Source organism: Kerstersia similis (assembly GCF_965139615.1).
Taxonomy (GTDB): Bacteria; Pseudomonadota; Gammaproteobacteria; order Burkholderiales; family Burkholderiaceae_B; genus Kerstersia; species Kerstersia similis.
In genome coordinates, this window is the sequence record NZ_CBCSIQ010000016.1 from 65,535 (window position 1) to 85,062 (window position 19,528).

At 61.7% G+C, this 19,528-nt stretch carries 16 protein-coding genes and 1 tRNA gene; 7 read left to right on the forward strand and 10 right to left on the reverse strand.

All coding sequences use genetic code 11. The annotated features are described in order from the left end of the window. Window positions 1–95: 95 nt before the first annotated feature. From dsdC to ACNA1V_RS11155, 3 genes are all read left to right on the forward strand, one after another. Window positions 96–1,085, forward strand: coding sequence for a DNA-binding transcriptional regulator DsdC (gene dsdC / locus ACNA1V_RS11145; RefSeq protein WP_415833681.1), 990 nt, complete (start codon window positions 96–98; stop codon window positions 1,083–1,085). 191 nt (window positions 1,086–1,276) lie between these two features. Further along, entirely contained in the window at window positions 1,277–1,801 is a 525-nt protein-coding gene (locus tag ACNA1V_RS11150; RefSeq protein ID WP_415833682.1) for a sigma-70 family RNA polymerase sigma factor, read from the forward strand. Next, complete coding sequence (locus ACNA1V_RS11155; RefSeq protein ID WP_415833683.1) at window positions 1,798–2,808, forward strand: FecR domain-containing protein; 1,011 nt, start codon at window positions 1,798–1,800, stop codon at window positions 2,806–2,808. Before ACNA1V_RS11150 ends, ACNA1V_RS11155 begins: the two co-directional genes overlap by 4 nt. Window positions 2,809–2,866: 58 nt before the next feature. On the opposite strand, the gene ACNA1V_RS11160 is transcribed toward ACNA1V_RS11155, so the two are convergent. Next, entirely contained in the window at window positions 2,867–3,082 is a 216-nt protein-coding gene (locus ACNA1V_RS11160) for a hypothetical protein (RefSeq protein WP_415833684.1), read from the reverse strand. 208 nt (window positions 3,083–3,290) lie between these two features. Here ACNA1V_RS11160 and ACNA1V_RS11165 point away from each other — a divergent pair, with 208 nt between their 5' ends. The 3 genes from ACNA1V_RS11165 to ACNA1V_RS11175 are packed head-to-tail and all read left to right on the forward strand — an operon-like array spanning window position 3,291 to window position 10,178. After that, entirely contained in the window at window positions 3,291–5,828 is a 2,538-nt protein-coding gene (locus tag ACNA1V_RS11165) for a TonB-dependent receptor (RefSeq protein WP_415833685.1), read from the forward strand. Window positions 5,829–5,879: 51 nt separating this feature from the next. Further along, complete coding sequence (locus ACNA1V_RS11170) at window positions 5,880–8,165, forward strand: choice-of-anchor tandem repeat GloVer-containing protein (RefSeq protein ID WP_415833686.1); 2,286 nt, start codon at window positions 5,880–5,882, stop codon at window positions 8,163–8,165. A gap of 54 nt (window positions 8,166–8,219) precedes the next feature. After that, window positions 8,220–10,178 carry a choice-of-anchor tandem repeat GloVer-containing protein gene (locus tag ACNA1V_RS11175; RefSeq protein ID WP_415833687.1) on the forward strand — a complete coding sequence of 653 codons (1,959 nt, stop codon included), beginning with the start codon at window positions 8,220–8,222 and terminating at the stop codon, window positions 10,176–10,178. Window positions 10,179–10,357: 179 nt separating this feature from the next. On the opposite strand, the gene ACNA1V_RS11180 is transcribed toward ACNA1V_RS11175, so the two are convergent. The 8 genes from ACNA1V_RS11180 to ACNA1V_RS11215 form a co-directional block, all read right to left on the reverse strand. Next, window positions 10,358–11,116: a CPBP family glutamic-type intramembrane protease gene (locus ACNA1V_RS11180; RefSeq protein ID WP_415833688.1), complete on the reverse strand. Its 759-nt coding sequence runs from the start codon at window positions 11,114–11,116 to the stop codon at window positions 10,358–10,360. A gap of 78 nt (window positions 11,117–11,194) precedes the next feature. Continuing rightward, window positions 11,195–11,794, reverse strand: a complete 600-nt coding sequence (gene pth / locus ACNA1V_RS11185) for an aminoacyl-tRNA hydrolase (RefSeq protein WP_415833689.1) — start codon at window positions 11,792–11,794, stop codon at window positions 11,195–11,197. Between the two features lie 143 nt (window positions 11,795–11,937). Continuing rightward, window positions 11,938–12,522, reverse strand: coding sequence for a 50S ribosomal protein L25/general stress protein Ctc (locus ACNA1V_RS11190; RefSeq protein ID WP_415833690.1), 585 nt, complete (start codon window positions 12,520–12,522; stop codon window positions 11,938–11,940). A gap of 107 nt (window positions 12,523–12,629) precedes the next feature. Continuing rightward, window positions 12,630–13,583 (reverse strand): ribose-phosphate pyrophosphokinase, encoded by a 954-nt coding sequence (locus ACNA1V_RS11195; RefSeq protein ID WP_415833691.1) that lies wholly within the window; start codon window positions 13,581–13,583, stop codon window positions 12,630–12,632. A 123-nt stretch (window positions 13,584–13,706) separates the two neighbouring features. Then, window positions 13,707–13,783 (reverse strand) — tRNA-Gln (locus ACNA1V_RS11200). Window positions 13,784–13,788: 5 nt separating this feature from the next. Next, on the reverse strand, window positions 13,789–14,718 hold the full coding sequence (gene ispE / locus ACNA1V_RS11205; protein ID WP_415833692.1) for a 4-(cytidine 5'-diphospho)-2-C-methyl-D-erythritol kinase: 930 nt from the start codon (window positions 14,716–14,718) through the stop codon (window positions 13,789–13,791). Between the two features lie 10 nt (window positions 14,719–14,728). After that, a complete protein-coding gene (locus ACNA1V_RS11210; RefSeq protein ID WP_415833693.1) occupies window positions 14,729–15,298 on the reverse strand; it encodes a lipoprotein insertase outer membrane protein LolB in 570 nt (189 codons plus the stop codon). Further along, window positions 15,295–17,103: a tetratricopeptide repeat protein gene (locus ACNA1V_RS11215; protein ID WP_415833694.1), complete on the reverse strand. Its 1,809-nt coding sequence runs from the start codon at window positions 17,101–17,103 to the stop codon at window positions 15,295–15,297. The genes ACNA1V_RS11210 and ACNA1V_RS11215 overlap by 4 nt, the downstream gene beginning before the upstream one ends. 81 nt (window positions 17,104–17,184) lie before the next feature. On the opposite strand from ACNA1V_RS11215, the gene mutM reads away from it, so the two are divergent. After that, on the forward strand, window positions 17,185–18,012 hold the full coding sequence (gene mutM / locus ACNA1V_RS11220) for a bifunctional DNA-formamidopyrimidine glycosylase/DNA-(apurinic or apyrimidinic site) lyase (RefSeq protein WP_415833695.1): 828 nt from the start codon (window positions 17,185–17,187) through the stop codon (window positions 18,010–18,012). Window positions 18,013–18,109: 97 nt separating this feature from the next. On the opposite strand, the gene ACNA1V_RS11225 is transcribed toward mutM, so the two are convergent. Next, the gene (locus ACNA1V_RS11225; protein WP_415833696.1) at window positions 18,110–19,528 is read right to left on the reverse strand and encodes an FAD-binding oxidoreductase; all 1,419 of its coding nucleotides are present in this window, start codon (window positions 19,526–19,528) and stop codon (window positions 18,110–18,112) included.

Here is a 19,528-nt window from a genome sequence, read left to right on the forward strand (position 1 = left end):
TGCAAACCGTCCTGCTCCAGCCGCCTGCAAGCGCAAGCCGCAGCCGGGTGGCCCGGATGTTCCTGCCCACGCCCACACCGATCCTGAGATATCCCATGACGGAAGACCAGCGAACCGCCACCCGGCACCGTTCACTCAACGGTTGGCAGCTGTCCAAGCTTCATACCTTCGAGGTGGCTGCACGGCATGAATCCTTTGCCAAAGCCGCGAACGAACTCTCGCTCACGCCCAGCGCAGTCAGCCACAGCATCAATCAGATCGAAGCACAGCTGGGTATCCCGCTCTTTGTGCGCTCCCACCGCAAAGTCGAACTCACGGCAGAAGGCAAGCGGGTGTTCTGGGCGCTGCAGTCCTCCTTGCAGACGCTGAGCCAGGAAATCCTGGACATCAAGAACCAGTCGCTCTCCGGCCCGCTGACGATCTATTGCCGGCCGTCCATCGCACAATGCTGGGTGGTGCCCGCCCTGGCTGACTTTTCCCAGCGCTTTCCTGCCATCCGGCTGAGCTTGCTCACCGGCAACGAATACATCAACTTCCACCGCAGCGGCATAGACCTGGCCATCTACTTTGATGCCACGCCTTCCCCGCAGCTGCACAATCAGTACCTGATGGACGAAAGCATCATCCCGGTCTGCAGCCCCGAATACGCCCGCCAATTCGATCTGGCCGGCCAGCCCGCCAATCTGTCGCGCTGCACCCTGCTGCACGACCAACAGGCCTGGAGCTATGACAGCGGCACGGATGAGTGGCATGGCTGGGCGCAGCATTTCGGGCTGGCGCTGGAGACGGATACCGGCCTGGGTTTCGACCGCGCCGACCTGGCCATGACAGCCGCCATGCACCATGCCGGCGTCGCCATGGGCCGCCGGCGCCTGGTACAGAAACGCCTGGACAGCGGAGAACTGATCACCCCGTTTGCCGGCATGGCGCTGAAATGCGACCAGCACTATTACGTCAGCACGCTATCCGACAGGCACTGGCCCAAGATAGAAGCCTTCACCCAGTGGCTCAAGACACTGGCCGCTGGTGAGGTTCCCCCTCCGGCAGCAGCGGCTCCGCCCTGGGCGGATTCCGTGGCGGTTTGATCTACGGCCCGGCCGCTCTCGTGGCTAGACGGCAGCGCGGTCCAGGCCGTTCCACATCGTCCGCGCTACTTTATTCTTCCATCGACAGCGACTGAAATACGACAACACAATTACCCACATTCGATAACAAAAACGATTCTCGATTAATATGAATGGATTAATGGCTTTGTCTTTCCAGCAACGACATCTGCATGGCTACCGAAAAACTTGCGGCTCGCAACCTATTCGAGACCTTGTATAGCGACCATCACGGCTGGCTGCAGGCTTGGCTATGCAAGCGGGTCTCCACCGCGCACGACGCTGCCGATCTTGCCCAGGACACATTCGTACGGTTGCTCAGCCGCCCGCGTGATCTTTCGGCCATCCAGAACCCCAAGGCCTTCCTGACCATCATTGCCAAAGGCCTGATGCTGGATCTGCAACGGCGCCAGCGGCTGGAGCGGGATTACCTTGATGCACTCGCCGCCTTGCCGCCTGCCCTGCACCCCAGCCCGGAAGAACGCTGCCTGGCCCTGGAGGCCTTGCGCCAGCTCGATAGCCTGCTTGATGCCCTGCCCCCGAAAGTTCGCCTGACGTTCATGTATAGCCGGATCGACGGCATGAAGCAGGACGACATCGCCCAATTGCTGGGCATTTCGACCGTCACGGTACGCGCCCACCTGGCCCGGGCCATGCGGCAATGGCTGGAGCAGCAAGACGGCACAGCAGCGCGATGAGCCTGACAAACGCCACTGAATCCCCCGGCAATCCGTCCTCAGAAGGGAAACAGGATGCCCTGGACCAGGCGATTGCCTGGAAACTCGAGCATGACGGCACTGAAACCCTGCCGCCCGCGCGCCAGCGCGCCTTCCAGACATGGCTGAAATCTCATGCCACACACCGCGCAGCCTGGGAAAAACTGGCCCAGATGGATGCCGCCCTGGCACACCTGGACACCCCGGCACGATCAGTACTGGCGCGCCATCGACGCCAGGCACGCCCGGGACGGCATGCCGCCCGCACCATGCTGGCGCTGGCCTTGCTATTCGGAGGTGCTGCCGCGCTGCACAGTCAACGGCCCCTGACCGCCTTGACAGCAGACTACGCCACCTCGACGGCAACGACTGCGATGGTCATGCTGCCGGATGGCAGTCATTTGAATCTGGATGCGCGATCCGCAGTGGATATCTCATTCACCGATACGGAACGCCTGGTACGGCTCCGCATGGGCAGCATACTGGTGGAAACAAGCACAGATGCAGCGAACCGGCCTTTCATCGTGGAAAGCCGTTACGGACGGATGCGTGCCCTGGGCACCCGCTTCCTGGTGGAAACCGACAACAAAGGAACACGGCTGACCGTCCTGGAACATGCCGTGCAAGCGACAGCAGAAATGCCTGAGCGCGAAATCATCGTGCAAAGCGGGCAAGCCTTGCGCATTGCTCCAGACACTCCCTTCACACTTACCACTGCGCCACGAGACGCCGATGCCTGGGTGGATGGCATGCTCGTCGCCCATGATGTACCACTGGAAATGGTCATCGAACATCTGGGCCGTTACCGCTCAGGCAGGCTGCACCTTGATCCCGCGTTGGCCAAACTGAGCGTCAGCGGCACTTTCTCGCTGCGCGATACCGACCGTTCACTGCTGGCGCTATCTGCCCAATTGCCCATACGGATCCGGCGCTTCAGCCAGTTATGGGTCGATATCCTGCCAGCGCGCACTGAAGAAGAAATTCGTTGATACCCGCCTATACGGATAACCCTGTCCGGGCCATCCGTACATCTGGCTGCACCAGGAATCAGCCCTCCGCTCCGTCGTTCAAGGATGCCTGTGCTGCCTGCTCAGGGGTCAAACCCTCATAGAACTGGTCGGTAAACCATTCAGCTTCTTCCTCAATATAGGCTTGCGCCTCAGCCGGAGAAGCCCCGGCTTCAACCAACAAGGCCTCAACCTCGCCGCACCACGCGATCAGGGCTTCCAGGTCGGGATCAACATCTTCTTTTTTCTTAGCCATATCGGCTCCTTTGTACAGGCAAGACAGCCGCCGCAAACGCGACCCCTCCATCTTACACAGACATCTGGCAGCAATCACGCCTGTTTGTCCGTCTGCCACGCGGCGCCTGCAGGTTAACAGTATTTAGGAATTCCTCGCATTCTCCTTTCGTTTTTTTATTTTCATCCGGCATAGAGAGTAGAGACACTATTTTCCTGCCGGAGCCACAATGCCTTTCCCCTTTCCCTCCTTAGGCCGTGCCAGCCTGATGGCCTGCCTGGCCATAGGGACAAATGCGGCCGCGCAAACCCAGCAGCCCCCGCCCGCTGCAACGCATGCGTACGACTATGCCCAGCCAGCCGACACCCTGGTTGACGCGCTCAACAGCATTGCACGACGCACCGGCCTGGTGCTCATCCTCGATGCAGCCGCCCTGCAAGGCCTGCGTTCCACACCTGTCACAGGCCGCCACACACCAGAACAAGCCCTGCGCCTGGCGCTGCAAGGCACCGGCTGGCAACTAATTCACGACCACGGAGAGTTCTATTCCGTGCGGCCAAGCCCGACACACAGCAATCATCCCGTTACCCATTTCGCCCCGATAGAGGTCAGCGGCCAATTGCCCCTGGACATGGAACCCTATACCGTTGCCGGCTCCGTCAATGTCGTGACCCGTCAGCAGATCGAACGCTTGCCGCCGCGCAACGCCGGAGACATTCTGGCTGATGTTCCCGGCGTATCGACCAGTCAAAGCCGACAGAATCCGGGCATGGCGATCAATATCCGTGGGCTGCAGGGCTACGGCCGCGTCAATGTCATGATCGACGGCGCGCGCCAGAATTTCCAGCAAAGCGGCCACGGCAGCAATGGCAGTGTCTATCTGGATCCTGCGCTACTGGCCCAGGTTGACATCGCCAAGGGGCCTTCCGCCGGGGTAGGCGGCGCCGGCATGATTGCAGGATCTGTCAATTTCCGCACCCTGGACATAGGTGACCTGGTAGAAGCCGGACGCAGCACCGGCGCCCAGATCAACCTGGGCTCCGGCAGCAACAGCTACAACTTCAGCGGCAGTGCCGCTGGCGGCTGGCGGCTGGACGAACACTGGGATGTCACCGCCGCTGTTTCCAAAAAACGCATGGGCGAATTCAAACGCGGCGAGCGCAACGTTGGTGGCCCCGAACCGACATTGACCGGCGCCGGCGTCAACCGCCAGACCCGCCAGGATCAGACCTCCGGACTCTTCAAGCTGGGCTGGAAGCCAGCAGCGACGCATCAGTTGAAGCTGGGCTACGTCGGCTATGCCGCCGATTTCGACGAGGGCAGCTTTGCCGACCCTAGCTTGAGCGGAACGATTGAGTCCAGCAACCGCGTCCGCAACGATACCCTGACACTTTTGCACAGCTGGGCACCGGACTCTCCCTGGTGGCAATTGGACAGCAGCCTGTACTACGCCAATACCCGCAACGATTCTGATCGGGAGGGCAAGGCATCCATGGGCATCGCGCCGGCACGCATGCATTACGAAACCTACACGCTGGGCGCTACGGTCCAGAACCAGGCTCGCTTCATGCTCGGCGGCCTGGACGCCCGCTGGACACTCGGCGGCGAAATCTACCGTGACCGCACCCGCCCTGGCGCAGTGACACAAGCGACAGGCGCCGATAGGCAGGATCCGAAAATCGCCGTCGGCGGCACGCCACAAGGTGAACGCACCGTGATGGGCACCTTTACCGAACTGGGCCTGTCATGGCGCGACCGCATAGAGCTGACGGCCGGCCTGCGCTACGACAGTTTCGGCTTGCGCGGCGATGGCCTCATGCATGTCGGTCGCTTCTTCAACGGTTCAGGGGCACGCCCGCCGTACAGCGACATGTACACCTCGTTTTCCGTCGATAAACATGACTCCGCTGTCTTGCCCAGCCTGCGCCTGGCCGTCAAACCCATCGACACCTTGCAGCTGTTTGCCAACTACGGCAAAGGCATGCGACCGCCCGCCATCACCGAGTCTCTGCGCTTCGGCAAGCATCCAGGCGTGAGTTTTTTCTATTACCCCAACCCCAATCTGGACGTCGAGAAATCGCGTAGCTGGGATGTGGGCGCCAACCTGATGCTCAACGGCCTGCTCTCGGCTCGCGATCAGCTCGGCCTGAAACTGGCATGGTTCGACACCAAGGTCGATAACTACATCGTGGGCGCTTCCATCATGACGCCCTCATCCACCACCAGCGGCGGCAGCACTCCCCCTTATGCCTTCGTCAACCTACTGGCGCCATTCCATACGCGCGGCCTAGAACTTTCCAGCGATTACGACGCAGGCGTGGCCTTTGCTGCAGCGAACTATACCCATGCGCTGATCAATACCGGCGAATCGCGCTATGACGCCTTCCCGCTGGGCAGCACGGTCGGCTATCCCCCCACCGATTACGGCAAAGGGGGCGCCAGCCCCAACATCCTGTATGCCATGCCTCCTGAGAAAAAACTGGTGCTGACAGGTGGCGTGCGGCTGTTCGACCAACGACTCACGCTGGGGCTGCGCATGCACTACGAAAAACCCTCGCGTGCCAATACCGAATACATCGGCCACGCCAACAACACACGCTCGTACCACGTCTATGACGCATGGGCCAGCCTGGTCATGAACAAGAACGTCACGCTACGGCTTTCGGTACAGAACCTGCGCGACGAAAACTACTACGAGGCAATGGACGGCACGTACTGGATCGCACCTGGCCGTACCGCCACAGGCTCAGTATCGGTCAGCTTCTGACACGCCTCCCACGTGCCCCATTTCCCGATCTTCCCAAGACGCCGAACGACCATGTCAAACACTGCCAGACTTCCTTTCCGCAGCTACCCGGGATTCCCCCCCTCGCTTTCAGCGCCCCGAGCCATCCGCAGCGCCCGACTGCTGAATATTGCGCTCTGCCTGCTGCTCGCGACGCCGGTGCAGGCCCAATCCAGCGTAGCCGTCACCAACCTGACGTCCTTCCACTATGGCGGCGAACTCACAACCGACCCCGACGGCAGCGCTAAGGGCTGGCCCAACCTGCGTTGGCCCACGGCTCCGCCCTTGCTGACGACCCATCCTTACTCCGGCACGAGCTACCTGTTCGGAGGCAGTCTGGGCCAGAAAATCAACTTCCTGCAGAACGCGGGTTTATGGTGGATGCCAGCGGCTCCCGGACACTACGATCGTTTGCAAACGCCGGATGGTGATCAGGTCTTCGGCATCATCATGGGCACACCGGTTCAATCCCGCAGCAAGCATCTGTATGGCGTCATCATCAGCAGCAACTACAACAGTATCAACACACGCAATTTTTCCGATGACGGCATAGATTGCAAAGGCGAGAATCTCGCGGCATGCCTGGCCATGACTGGCGCGCAACCCCCGCTGCCCAATCAAAACCCGAATATCACAAGCAGCTATTTTTCTTCGGGCCATTCCGGCCTGGTCGGACGCGGCATGATGTTCCGCACCGAGTTCGACGGCACTCACCTGGAAATCGTCGAGGCCACGCTGGGGGAACTGAATCTTCCCAACGGCGCATTGGTCATCGACAGTGCTGACAATCTCTATGGTGTGGATCTGGGCCCCTCAGGCGGGGGACGCATCTTCAAGCTGAGCGCCGACGGCTCCTTCCATACTCTCTACGAGTTTGCACTGGCCCCCAACGGAAAAAAGCAGGTTCCCAATGGCATGATCCTGGGCTCGGACGGCTGGCTTTACGGCACCAGCGCCTATCCTCGCGGCATGCCGCTGGCCCCCGATGTCCCCACCGCTCCCGACACGCCGGTCGGCATCATTTACAAGATCAATCCTGCGGCGGCCGTACCCTCCAGCACCTTCCAGGTACTGCATACCCTGACGCTGGCCAATGGTGAATTACGTTCCAGCCGCTATTGGTCTGCCAACAACTTCTTCTATGGCACCGACAAGGAGATCCACCCTGGCGACCTGGTCTCCGATCGCGAGCACAGGGAGTCCTACTACAGCCCGCTCAACTGGGTCGTCGAAGGCCCGGACGGCTATCTGTACGGTACCACTTCCCTCCCCCAATGTACCTATTGGGCAGTGGGAAAAACCGTCAACCAAGGCACCCTGCGTTATGTCACCCGCCAGACGCCTCTCTGCGGTGAAGGCAGCTACCGCAGTGCGCAACGAGAAGATGATTTCAGCCGACTCTACGACGGCCCTCTTCCCCATGGCGCCGTCTATCGCATCAGCATGGACGGCAATAGCGGACTGCAAATGTTGCATACCTTCAAATTCACCGATGGCAGCCAACCACGTGGCCAATTGGCAAGAGGCAAAGACGGGGCGATTTACGGCACAACCTTGTCCGGCGGCGCAAACCAATACCGCATCATCGACACCACGCTAAAAAAGGTAGAAAAAATAACGGCAGATATCGGTGCGGATGTCACGATCACCTCGCCCACCGGAACCGTGTGGCGCGTCGTTCCAGACCGGATCAGGTTGGACGACAACGGCACGGTTCTGGACGGTGGCTTTGAATCCTTGCATTCATTCGAATACGACAAAGACGGCCGCCGCCCCAACGGCTTGAACGCAGGTGCCGACGGCCGCCTTTATGGCGTCACGCTGTTTGGCGGGCAAGGTTATACGGCCTCTAGCGGAATCCATTACCACTCCGACGACCACGGCACAGTCTTCACCATCGACCTGGAGGGTGGAACGCCTGACGCCAGCATCACGCTGACCTTCTCTCCCAGTGAAATAGATCTTGGCGCCACAAGCACCGTCACCTGGACCTCCCATCAGGCCCGTGACTGCAAAGCGTCCTGGCGCAAGGATGCAAACAACAACTGGCAATCCGTCGCATCCAGCGGCAGCGACGAAATCATTCCAGCCAGCGGCACTTACTACCACACCTTGCAATGCATAGACGAAGTCAAAGGCACGCAGATCGCAGCGACCGCCACGCTCTACGTCAATGCGCCGGTCACGGCCAACGATGGCAACCATACCGACTACGGCAATGGCGGCGGGGGCGGCAGCCTCCCCTGGCTGCTGCTCCCCCTCCTTGGGGGCGTCGGTTGGCAACGCCGGCGCCGGGCTGGACATCGCACGCAACACTGAAAACCGACCGTATCCCTGTTCGCCCGCTTCTCATTCCTACCGTACGGAATCCCCATGAAAACTGAACGTCATCATCCTCCCGCCCTGATTTCCCTGACGCTTTTAAGCAGCGCTTTGCTGTGCGCCGGGATACTTCATGCCCAGCCTGCTGCCGCCCAGCAGGCAAGCACTTCCTTCACCCCCGATATCCTGGTGCGGTTCACTGGCACCGAGGGCAGCCACCCAGGCACGTGGCCATACTCCCCACCCATCCAGCTTGCAGACGGCAAACTGTATGGCACAACCCGGGTCGGTGGCGGCACCTGCCCCAGCTCCTGGGAAAACTGGAATTTCGATCGTGGCGTCGTCTATAGCCTGGACCCCTCCTCCAGCGTCACTTACACGGCAAATCCGTTGGACTGCGACATCCGCGCCAGCATTTCCACCTTGGTACCCAATACTGCGCAAGATACGCTCTACGGCGGCACCATCTATTCCGGCACGGCCAGCACTGGCGGTGTCTTCACCATCAAAGACGGCCAGGCCACCTTCCTCTCCCGGCCGGATCAAACCGCTGCCCTGAGCAAGGCTGCCAAGCCTCGCGGCCAGCTCGCCATGGACAGCGACGGTAATCTCTATTTCGGCAGCGGTGGCGCAGGGACCTGCGCAAGCACATATACGGGCAACAAACTTTGGCGCATGAATGCCCAGGGCATCTACACCCTGGTGGTGGATTTCTGCGCCGGCGGCAATGACGGGGGCTTTTACACGGGCACGACCAATGCCACGCAAGTCCAGCACAAGGGCGGCGTCCCGCAGCACATGGTCTGGAGCGAAAAGGACCAGGCCTTGTACCTGCTGACCATCGTCGCAACACTCGGCGTTGCCGACAGCAGCATGAGCAGCGACTACTACGGGCGCAGTGTCGGAACACTGGTGCGCATCAACAAAGCGGCGCTGGAGGAAGGTGCGGCCAACAACGGCGTGCTCGCACCCGAAAAGGTCGAGGTACTGCATACGTTCCTGCGCGGCCGTGACGGAGTACTGCGTGCGGGCGATGACGGCAGCATGAGCGCCCTGCTCGAAGATGGCGAATGGCTCTACGGCACGACCTATTTCAACAATGGATCCAGTGACTCCGTTGCAAGCGCCGTGCCCGAATCGTCCGACGGCGGCGCCCTGTGGCGCGTCAGGAAAAATGATCCGGCCAGTTTCAAGGTCGTGCACTATTTCCAGAATACTCATGCCACGGGAGTCGCCAATACGGATGGCGTGAATCCGACTGGCACACTGGTTCGCGCCGTGGACGGCAATATCTACGGCACCACGCGTTTCGACGGTTCCGCCGTCCATGCCAAGAAATATGCCGTAGGCAGCGGCACGATCTTCCGTGTGAAAACAGGCAAGCAAGCAGACCGATCCGACGATCAACTCGAAATTCTGCACCGTTTCGATCTCGGTACCGAAGGCGGTCTGCCCATCGGGCTATCTGCCGGCGCCGTCAACAACGGAGTACAGAAACTGTTTGGTATCAACGCTCACGGCGGCAACGGCGAAATATCGGACGGTACACGCCTGCAAGAAGGAAACGGCACCGTCTTCTCTATTGATGTCGCTCTGCCAGAAGTCTTTACTCAAGAACTCGCCGTATCCGCCGAGCAGCTCGCTGCCGGCAGTGCGCTCACCCTTACCTGGAAAGCCGAGAATGTCAGTAGCTGCTCCGCAACAGGGGAGAATGACGGTTTGTGGACCGGAGCCCAGGCACTGGACGGCAGCAACGGCGTTCAACTGACGCTCAACCAGGCGGGCACCTATACCTTCGGGCTGGATTGCGTGCGCAGCTTCGGTGGTCCGAATGCAGTCTCTGCCACCGCTGCCGTCGTCGTGACGGCGGCGCCGTCGGAACCGGCCGGCGGCAACGACAATGGCTCCGATAATGGTGGCAGTGGCGGGGGCGCACTGGGCCACCTGGCACTGCTGGCGCTGGGCCTGCTGGGCCTACGCCGTCAGCAACGCGGCCAGCCTCAAGGCTGAACCGGCCCATGACGAGGGAACCTCTCTTTCCTCGTCACGGTTGGCTCTTCTGAAAGAAACATGCCGGCGCTTGGGCCGGCATGTTTCTTTGCCTGCACCTGCCAGGCAGATCAAGCGATCCCCCCCCATGCACAGCACGCGGCACAAGACATTGTTCCAGCGCGCTGGCGCTATTCGGGTCAGGCAGCGCCTGGCATCAGTTTGAATGCGAGCATCAACACCAATACCGGCCCGCCGTTATACAAGCCATGCAAGACAATCGCCGCGCCGATGCCAGCCCGTACGCGTATCCATCCCAGTACCAGGCCAGCCAGCCATTGCGGCAAGACCAAAACCGGCAACAACCACCACGACACCTGTCCAAGATTGAAGTTGATCAGATGCATGCCGGCAAAGGCCAGCGCCGACAGATGGAATATCCACGGAAAGCCGCGCCGGTACCAGCGCAACGGCCGCCAGGCACGCCGGGGCACATGGTGCCGCGTACGCGGCCACCACAACACCGCCAACACCAGCGCCAGCAGGCCGCCTGTCCACCATGTCGGGCCATTGACCAGCACAACGATCAACGGTGGCAATAAGGCCGCACCCAGCCAGGGCCGCCGCAGCCAGTAACGAAACACCAGTTCTTCCGTCACCGGCGCCCAGAAAATGGCATGCAGCCACAGCCATTGATGCAAAACCAGCCGGTGCGATGCCCCTCCTGCTTCGGTCACTCCGACGATCAAGGGCGCAAATACCAGCAGCGATATCAGCCATAGCAGCCCCGCCCAGAGCAGCATGCGGCGCAAACGCGGCAGTCTCAGCCAATCCGCCCGTCCGTTATCCACGGGCAGCCCCATGCCGGTCGGCCTGCGGCAAGCCAGCGTCGGGCGCCGGATGAACGCCAGGAAGTCGCGCACATCACGCCCCAGGCTCATGGCCCGCTGCTCACTCATGCCCGGCTCCCCGGCGCATTGCCCTCCGGGACACCGGCCCTTGCCGGATAGCTTCCCGCGCGGAACGGCGACCGGACATCATGCCCGCTTGCCCTCATTCAGCTGACGCAAGGCCCGTTCAAAATCCCCGGACAGGAAATGCGCCAGCAACGGGCGGCAACGCGCCAGTGCGTCGTCAATCTGTTCCTGCTCTTCGCGCCGCGGCGGGTGCAATACAAAATCCGCTACCTGTTGCGCCAGGCCCAGGGTACGTGGGTGGCCAATACCGATGCGCAGGCGCCAGAAGCCCGGCCCACCCAGCGCGGCCTGGATATCCTTCAGGCCATTGTGGCCCGCATGCCCACCACCTTGCTTGATTTTGACCTGCCCAGGCAACAGATCCAGCTCATCATGCAACACCAGCACCTGTTCCGGCGCCAGTTTATAAAAGCGCGCCAGCGTGCCAACACACTGCCCGGAGCGGTTCATGAAGGTAATCGGTTTGGCCAGATAGATATTCTCGCCATCCACCCTTGCCTTGGCCACTTCACCCATGAAGTTTTTTTCTACAGCGAAGCTGGCGCGCAAATCAGAGGCATAGGTATCAGCCAGCCAGAATCCGGCATTGTGACGGGTTCGCTCATACTCGGTTCCGGGATTGCCCAGGCCCACAATCAGGCGTATCGGCGCGGCACTCATTGCAACTCCTGTCCTGCGCCGGAAAGCGGCGCACGGTATCCATGAAAAAAATCCCTGCCAGGCCACACAGGCCAGACAGGGATTCTACAGACTGCACGCACGGGCCTGGCAACAAGCCCGTGCAGCACTGGCGTCCGGGCAGCTTAGGCCTCGGCTTCGCTTTCAGCAGCGCCACCAGCAGGAACGATGGCCGTGGCGAGCACTTGCGTTGCATCGCCCAGCGCGGTCACGCCCTTGGGCAGAACCAGCGAGCTGAGGTGCACCGATTCGCCGCCTTGCAGGTTGGCCAGATCGACGTCGATGGAAGCAGGCAGGTCGGCCGGCAGGCTCTTGACTTCAACTTCGGTGACCACGTGGCTGATCATGGCGCCGCCCAGCTTCACAGCAGGCGATTGCTCGCCGTTGATGAAGTTCAGGGGAACCTTGGTGGTGATCGCTTCGTTGGCCAGCACGCGCTGGAAGTCAACGTGCAGCACTTGCGGCTTGTAGGCGTGCCATTGCACCGAGCGCAGCAGAACGGAATGGGTCTTGCCTTCCAGTTGCATGCTCAGGATGGAAGCGTGGAAAGCTTCCTTGCGCAGTGCGTGGTAGATCTCGTTGTGATCCAGTTCGATGTTCAGCGGCTGTTCGGTGCCGCCGTAAACGATGGCGGGAACACGGCCGGCGCGGCGCAGGCGGCGGCTCGCACTCGAACCCTGGACGCTACGCGTAGTGGCGTTGAATTGCATGGATAACTCCAGACTTGATAGGCGGCGAACCGCCGGGTAAGCGTCCGCCACCCTGTGTGGCGGACAAAAAGACAGGGTGCCGCGACCAGCACCCCGTCAGAAACAGTTCAATCGACAAACAAGGAGCTGACCGACTCGGCGTGCGAGATGCGCAGCATGGTTTCACCCAGCAGCGATGCGCAGGAGAGCTGGCGGATCTTCCCGCAAGCTGCGCCTTCGGCGCTCAGCGGAATCGTGTCGGTCACGACCAGTTCGTCCAGTTCGGATTCGCTGATGCGCTTGACCGCGCCACCGGACAGCACCGGGTGCGTGCAATAGGCATAGACCTTGCCAGCGCCGCGCTCTTTGAGCGCCTGGGCAGCCTTGCACAGCGTACCGGCGGTATCCACCATGTCATCCATGATGATGCAGGTACGGCCATCCACTTCACCGATGATGTTCATCACTTCGGAGACATTGGCGCGCGGGCGACGCTTGTCGATGATGGCCAGGTCGGCTTCCAGCTGCTTGGCCAGCGCACGCGCACGCACCACGCCGCCGATATCGGGCGAAACCACGACCAGATTTTCGAATTCGTGGTTCCAGATGTCCTTCAGCAGCACCGGCGACGCATAGATGTTGTCAACGGGGATGTCGAAGAAGCCCTGGATCTGGTCTGCGTGCAGGTCCATGGTCAGGACGCGGTCAACGCCCACCACCTGCAGCATGTTGGCCACGACCTTGGCCGAGATGGCGACGCGCGCCGAACGCGGACGGCGATCCTGGCGGGCATAGCCGAAATAGGGAATGGCGGCGGTGATGCGGCCTGCCGATGCACGGCGCAGCGCGTCAACCATGACCATGATTTCCATCAGGTTGTCATTGGTAGGCGCACAGGTGGGCTGCAGCACGAATACGTCCTTGCCGCGCACGTTCTCATTGATTTCCACTGCCACCTCACCGTCTGAGAAACGGCCAACGGACATTTTGCCGAGGGACATATCGAGATGACTGGCGACATCGGCAGCAAGCCTGGGATTGGCTGTGCCGGTGAAAATCATGAAGCTGTCGTTGGAGGACATGGTAGTGACGGTTCCGGACGTCAGAAAAAGAAAAAGCTGTCGAACTGAGCCAACTATGATGAATCGGCGGGTTCAACAGCTTTGCGTATTTTTTGCAGTCAATGCCTGGTATGTATGGGTTAGTGGCTGGGGAGGAAGGACTCGAACCCTCGAATGCCGGAATCAAAATCCGGTGCCTTAACCAACTTGGCGACTCCCCAACTGCTCAAACAACCCACTGCTTCAATGGATGCTCGCTTAATCCCCGGCAAACATATGTCTCTACCGGGGCAGCCTCACCGTTACCGGGAAACTGCACAGCACGCATTTTAGCGGCAAATTTCCGTTCTGCCAAAACTGCTTTGTCGAGATCGTGAAATTCGCCAAAAAGACAACTTCCAGACCCTGACATGCGAACCGGGAACCCTTCTTCGGTCATCCACTCAGCCACCTGCCTGACGGCGGGGTAGCGACTGAATGCTACCGTTTCCAGATCGTTCCGGCCAAACTCGGAAATGTTCCCCTTGTTTGTTTTCGTCATCTCGGAAAAGAACGCCATTATGATCCTCTCAGAATCACGTGTCAAGTCTTTTGCAGAAAAAATTTCTACTGTTGGAATCGAGACACCTGGGCGCAGGACCAGATAGGCGCGTGAGGGCAGCGTCAACGCCTGCAATTGCTCGCCGATCCCCTCGGCAAAAGCATTGTCCCCAAACAGGAATACCGGCACATCGGCACCCAGTGCCACGCCCAGCTGCATCAGGGCCGCGCGCCCCAGGCCGGCATCCCACAGACGGTTCAGCGCAATCAGGGTACTGGCGGCATCGCTGGAGCCGCCCCCCAGCCCGCCCCCCATGGGAATACGCTTTTCCAGGCGAATATCCGCCCCCAGCGCGGTCCCACATGCCGCCTGCAGGTTGCGGGCCGCACGCACGACCAGATTGTCATCATGCGCCACGCCGGCGGTTGCGCCATGCAGCACGATGCGCCCGTCGGTACGCAAATCGAAATGCAGGGTATCGGCCAGATCCAGAAACTGGAACGCCGTCTGCAACAGGTGGTAGCCGTCTGCACGGCGCCCCGTCACATGCAGGAACAGGTTGATCTTGGCCGGCGCGGGTACATCATGCAGGCACTGGCCTGGACGGTAGAACATGGCGAAAAAATCAGGAGGATTGAACCACCAGGCGCAGGTCTATGGACTGCAGGCCATCCTGACGCTTGGCATTGAGCCGCAACGGGCCCTGGTTGTCATAGCGCCAGAGCCGGACATCCCAGCCCAGTTGCCGGAACGATGCCAGTTGGCCATCGGCATCCCGCTCGACATTCTCGGCGGGCGCGCCGGCAGCCAGCTTGCCGCGCAACCAGGCGCGCAACACCGTCACCGGCATCGGGCCGCCCAGCACCTGCGCCAACAAGGTTTCCACATCGGCAGCATACTCTACCCGGCCGTCGGCATGCGTCAGCGAAGCGCCACCAGCGGTGGCCTCCAGGCGCGCCAGCGTACTGCCCACCGGGTTGGCCAGATCCAGCACCAGGCGGCTGCCTTCATCACGCCAGGCAAAGCCACCCTGCACCGCCTCGGGTTTACGCCCTACTTCTTCCACATTGAGCGCAAACCGCCCCGTACGGGCAAAACCGTCGGCCTGCTGTTCGGCAATCGGCGGCGGCGTCACGCAGGCGCTCACTGCCAGCAAAGGCAGATAACCCAGCCAACGCCGCAGGCTCAAGCTCACAGCTTGACCCCCAGGCGCTTGAGCGTGTCGCGCAGCAATTCGTTATCGGCATCCCTGGCCGCGGCAGCACGCCACATGGCCCGTGCCTCACCCCGCCGGCCCAGGGCCCACAGGACTTCACCCAGGTGCACGGAAATCTCGACTTCCTGGCTTTGCGCATAGGCGCGCTGCAGGTAGGTCAGCGCTTCCAGCGCATCGCCCTGGCGGTAGCGCACCCAGCCCATGCTATCGAGAATATACGGATTGTCAGGCAACAGCTCGTGCGCCCGCTCGATCAGCTCACGCGCCTCGGACAAGCGGATATTGCGTTCTGCGAAGGTATAGCCCAGCGCGTTGTAGGCATGCGCGTAGCTGGGATCCAGCTCTATCACCTCGCGCAGCAGCTGCTCCATTTCCCCGATGCGGTTCAAGGGCTCCAGCGCCATGGCCAGTTCATACTTGATATCCGTCGAATCCGGCATTTCGGCCTCGACTTCGCGCAGCAAGGTCACTGCCTCTTCGTGGCGGCCTGCGCCACGCAGCAGTTGCACACCCAGCATGACCTGCTGCATGCGCTCGTCCTCGTCCATGGGCTCGACCGATTGCAACATGGCCAGCGCTTCATCCAGATTGCCTTGCTTGGCCCTCAGGCTGGCCTGGCGCAGACGGGCCGGGAAACGCATGGCCGGGTCGTCGATACGGCCCAGCTCCATGATGGCATCGTCCAGCCGGCCCTGGTCTTCGGCGATGGCGGCGCGCAACAGGCGCGCATCGGCCAGCGCTTCGCCCGCATCGCTGGCGCCCGGCGCCACGGCTTCCTGGCGCTGCGCCTGGACACCGACAAACTGCTGCAGCAGCGAATCTGCCTGATCCAGCCTGCCGGCGCGATAGTTGAGCTGCGCCTGGATGTAGATCAGTTCAAAATCTTCCGGCGCCAGATGCGCCATATCGCGAACCTCTTCCAGCGCGGCATCATAATCGCCCCGTTCGGACAGGTAGCTGGCCAGCATCAGGCGCACATTACGCGCGGCAGGATGCGTTTTGACAAAGGCACGCGTATCGGCCACCGCCTGATCGGGATCGACCACGATACCGTACTGCAGGCGGCGCAAGGCGCCTTCTTCGCGCAAGGCCGGATATGCCTGGGCCGCCTTGGCCTCATCCAGCGCACGCTGGTATTCCCCGGCCGTAAAGGCCACATCGGACAAGGCCAGATGAGATTCCGGTACGTGGCGGGCACGGCCTTCCAGCGCGCTTTCCAGCACACGCAGCGCCATGCGGCGATCACTGACACGGCTCAGCACGCCGACAGCCTGGCCGATGGCCTCCGCCTTATCCTGGGCTTTGTCGATACGTTCACGCAGTGCCTCGCCCAAACCGCTGGTCTGGCCTGCCGCAGCGGCCAGTGCCAGCTCCGTGGCGCTGGCCTCGGGGTCATTGGGCGCCAGACGGCTCCAATAGCGCGCGGCATCCAGCGCACCGCGCATATTGCCATTGGCCAGTGCGAACTCCAGCGAACGACGCGCCAATCGGGGGTCCCCCGTATCACGGGCCAGGCCGAGCATCGTCCGCGAGGAGATATCGAAGACGCCGCGCTGCGCGCCGATTTCGGACGCCAGAATGCGGTACAGGATATCTGCGGACAAAGTGACCTCGGGCAACTCTCCGGCACGCAGGCGGATCACCTCCACCGGCTGCTCGTCGAGCCTGTCCCGTATCTGCGCGTCGCTGCCTGGCAACCTATCTGCCTGGGCAGCACACAACAAAGCCGCGCTGCCCTGGAACAGCGCTACCGTAACGAATTTCACAACCTTGAGGGATTTCACGCGACCCGCCTTGTTGATGGCACAATCCTGCCGTCACGAACGAAGGGCCATCTTAGCACTGGCGAAGCCACAGGGGATCCCATGCCCGAACTACCAGAAGTCGAAACCACCCGGCGCGGCATTGCGCCCCTGGTCAGCGGCAAGCCGCTGCGCGAATTCGTTGTAAGGGAACCACGCCTGCGCTGGCCAGTCCCCGCCGATCTGCCTGCCATTCTGCCCGGACAAACCTTGCTGGAGTGCAGCCGGCGCGGCAAATACCTGCTGCTGCGTTTCGAGCGCGGGGTGCAGATTGTCCACCTGGGCATGTCTGGCGCCCTGCGCGTGGTCGCGCGTGATAGCTTCGTGCGCCCCCATGATCATGTGGAATGGGACTTCGGCGACACCATTCTGCGTCTGCATGACCCACGGCGTTTCGGCGCTGTGCTCTGGCACCCCGATGGTGACACGCCGGTGGAGCAACACCCGCTGCTGGCGCACCTGGGCATAGAGCCTTTTGACCCCCGCTTCGATGGCAGTTGGCTGCGCCGCCATTTTTCCGGCAAGTCACAGGCCATCAAACAGGCCTTGCTGGCCGGGCAGGCAGTGGTGGGCGTCGGCAATATCTATGCTTCGGAAAGCCTGTTCCGCGCCCGTATCCACCCGGCCACGCCTGCCGGCAAACTTTCCCAGGCGCGCTGCGACCGGCTGGCGGCAGCCATCACCGAGACGCTCAATGATGCGTTGGCCTCCGGCGGCAGCACGCTGCGCGATTACGTCAACCCCGACAGCCAGCCCGGCGCCTATTTCGATATCCACGCCGCCGTCTATGACCGTGAAGGCCAGCCCTGCCGGCATTGCGGCACGGCTATCAAACGGATCGTGCAAGGGCAACGGGCCACGTATTACTGCCCACGCTGCCAACGCAACTAAGCCCGTCTATCTGGCGCCTGGCACCTCTGCCGCGCCGTGCGCGTTAAGCCCTGCAGGCGCCGCCAGGCCAGCGACGCCCCACGCGCCGCTCACGGCCTTACAGCACTTTGCCCGGATTCATCAGGCCGTCAGGATCCAGCGCCGCCTTGATACGACGCATCAAGGCCATTTCCACCGGATCCTTGTAGCGCGGCAGCAGGTCGCGTTTGAGCTGCCCCACGCCATGCTCCGCCGCAATGCTGCCGCCATGGGCCATGACACTGCCATGCACGATGTCATAGACCTGCGCCTGCAGCGCCAGCAGTTCCGCCTCGCTCTGGCCCGGCGCAGGCGCCACGTTGTAATGCAGGTTGCCATCGCCCAGATGCCCGAAGATGACATGGCGCACACCGGGAAATGCCGCCTGCAAGGCGGCATTGGTCTTTTCAACAAAAGCCGCTATGCGCGACACCGGCACGCCGATGTCGTGCTTGATCGCCTTGCCCATGCGGAATTCCGCCAGCGGAATGCTTTCACGCAGATGCCAGAAGGCCTGGCTCTGCGCCACACTGCCTGCCACGGCCACATCCAGGGCTTCACCCGCCTCCAGCGCCGCGCCCAGCACGGTTTCCAGCCGCGACTGCGCATGGACTTCGTCTTCGCTATCGGAAAACTCCAATAAGGCATACCACGGAGCCGTCTCGGCGGCGAACGGCAGGCGCTGTTCGGGGAAATAATGCACGACGGCCTGCAGCGTCATGGCTGCCATCACCTCGAAAGCCGTCAGCCCCGCGCCAAAGCCGGCACGCACCCGCTCCAACACGGCCACGGCCGCAGGCAGCGAAGGCAGGGCCAGCAGCGCCGTGCGCTGCGCGCGCGGCTGGGGATACAGTTTCAGGGTCGCCGCCGTAATCACGCCCAGCGTCCCCTCGCTCCCGATGTAGATATCCCGCAGGCAATAACCGGTATTGTCCTTGCGCAGCCCGCGCAGGCCATGCCAGATATCTCCCTGGGGGGTCACCACTTCCAGGCCCAGCGTCAGGTCGCGCGTGTTGCCATAACGCAATACCTGCGTGCCGCCGGCATTGGTCGCCAGATTGCCGCCGATGGTACAACTGCCCTCTGCCGCCAGGCTGAGCGGGAACAAGCGCCCGGCAGTTTCCGCCGCCTGCTGAACCTGCTGCAGCAGGCAGCCGGCCTCGACCGTTATCGTGTCATTGGCCGTGTCGATCTCGCGCACCCGGTTCATACGAGAGGTCAACAACAGCACCGCACGATCATCCGCGGGCGTCGCACCGCCACAAAGCCCGGTATTGCCGCCTTGCGGCACCAATGGCACGCCATGGCGCGCGCAGGCGCTTACGACCTGCGCGACAGCCTCCGTGCTGTCAGGCCGTACCCCCGCCCTGGCCCAGCCTCGATAACGTTTACGCCAATCCTCCAGCAAGGGCTGCAAAGCCTCGCCCTCCAGCACGTGCTCCACCCCGACGATGGCGCGCAACTCTTTCAGCAAACCTTCCACGTGTTCCCCCGACAT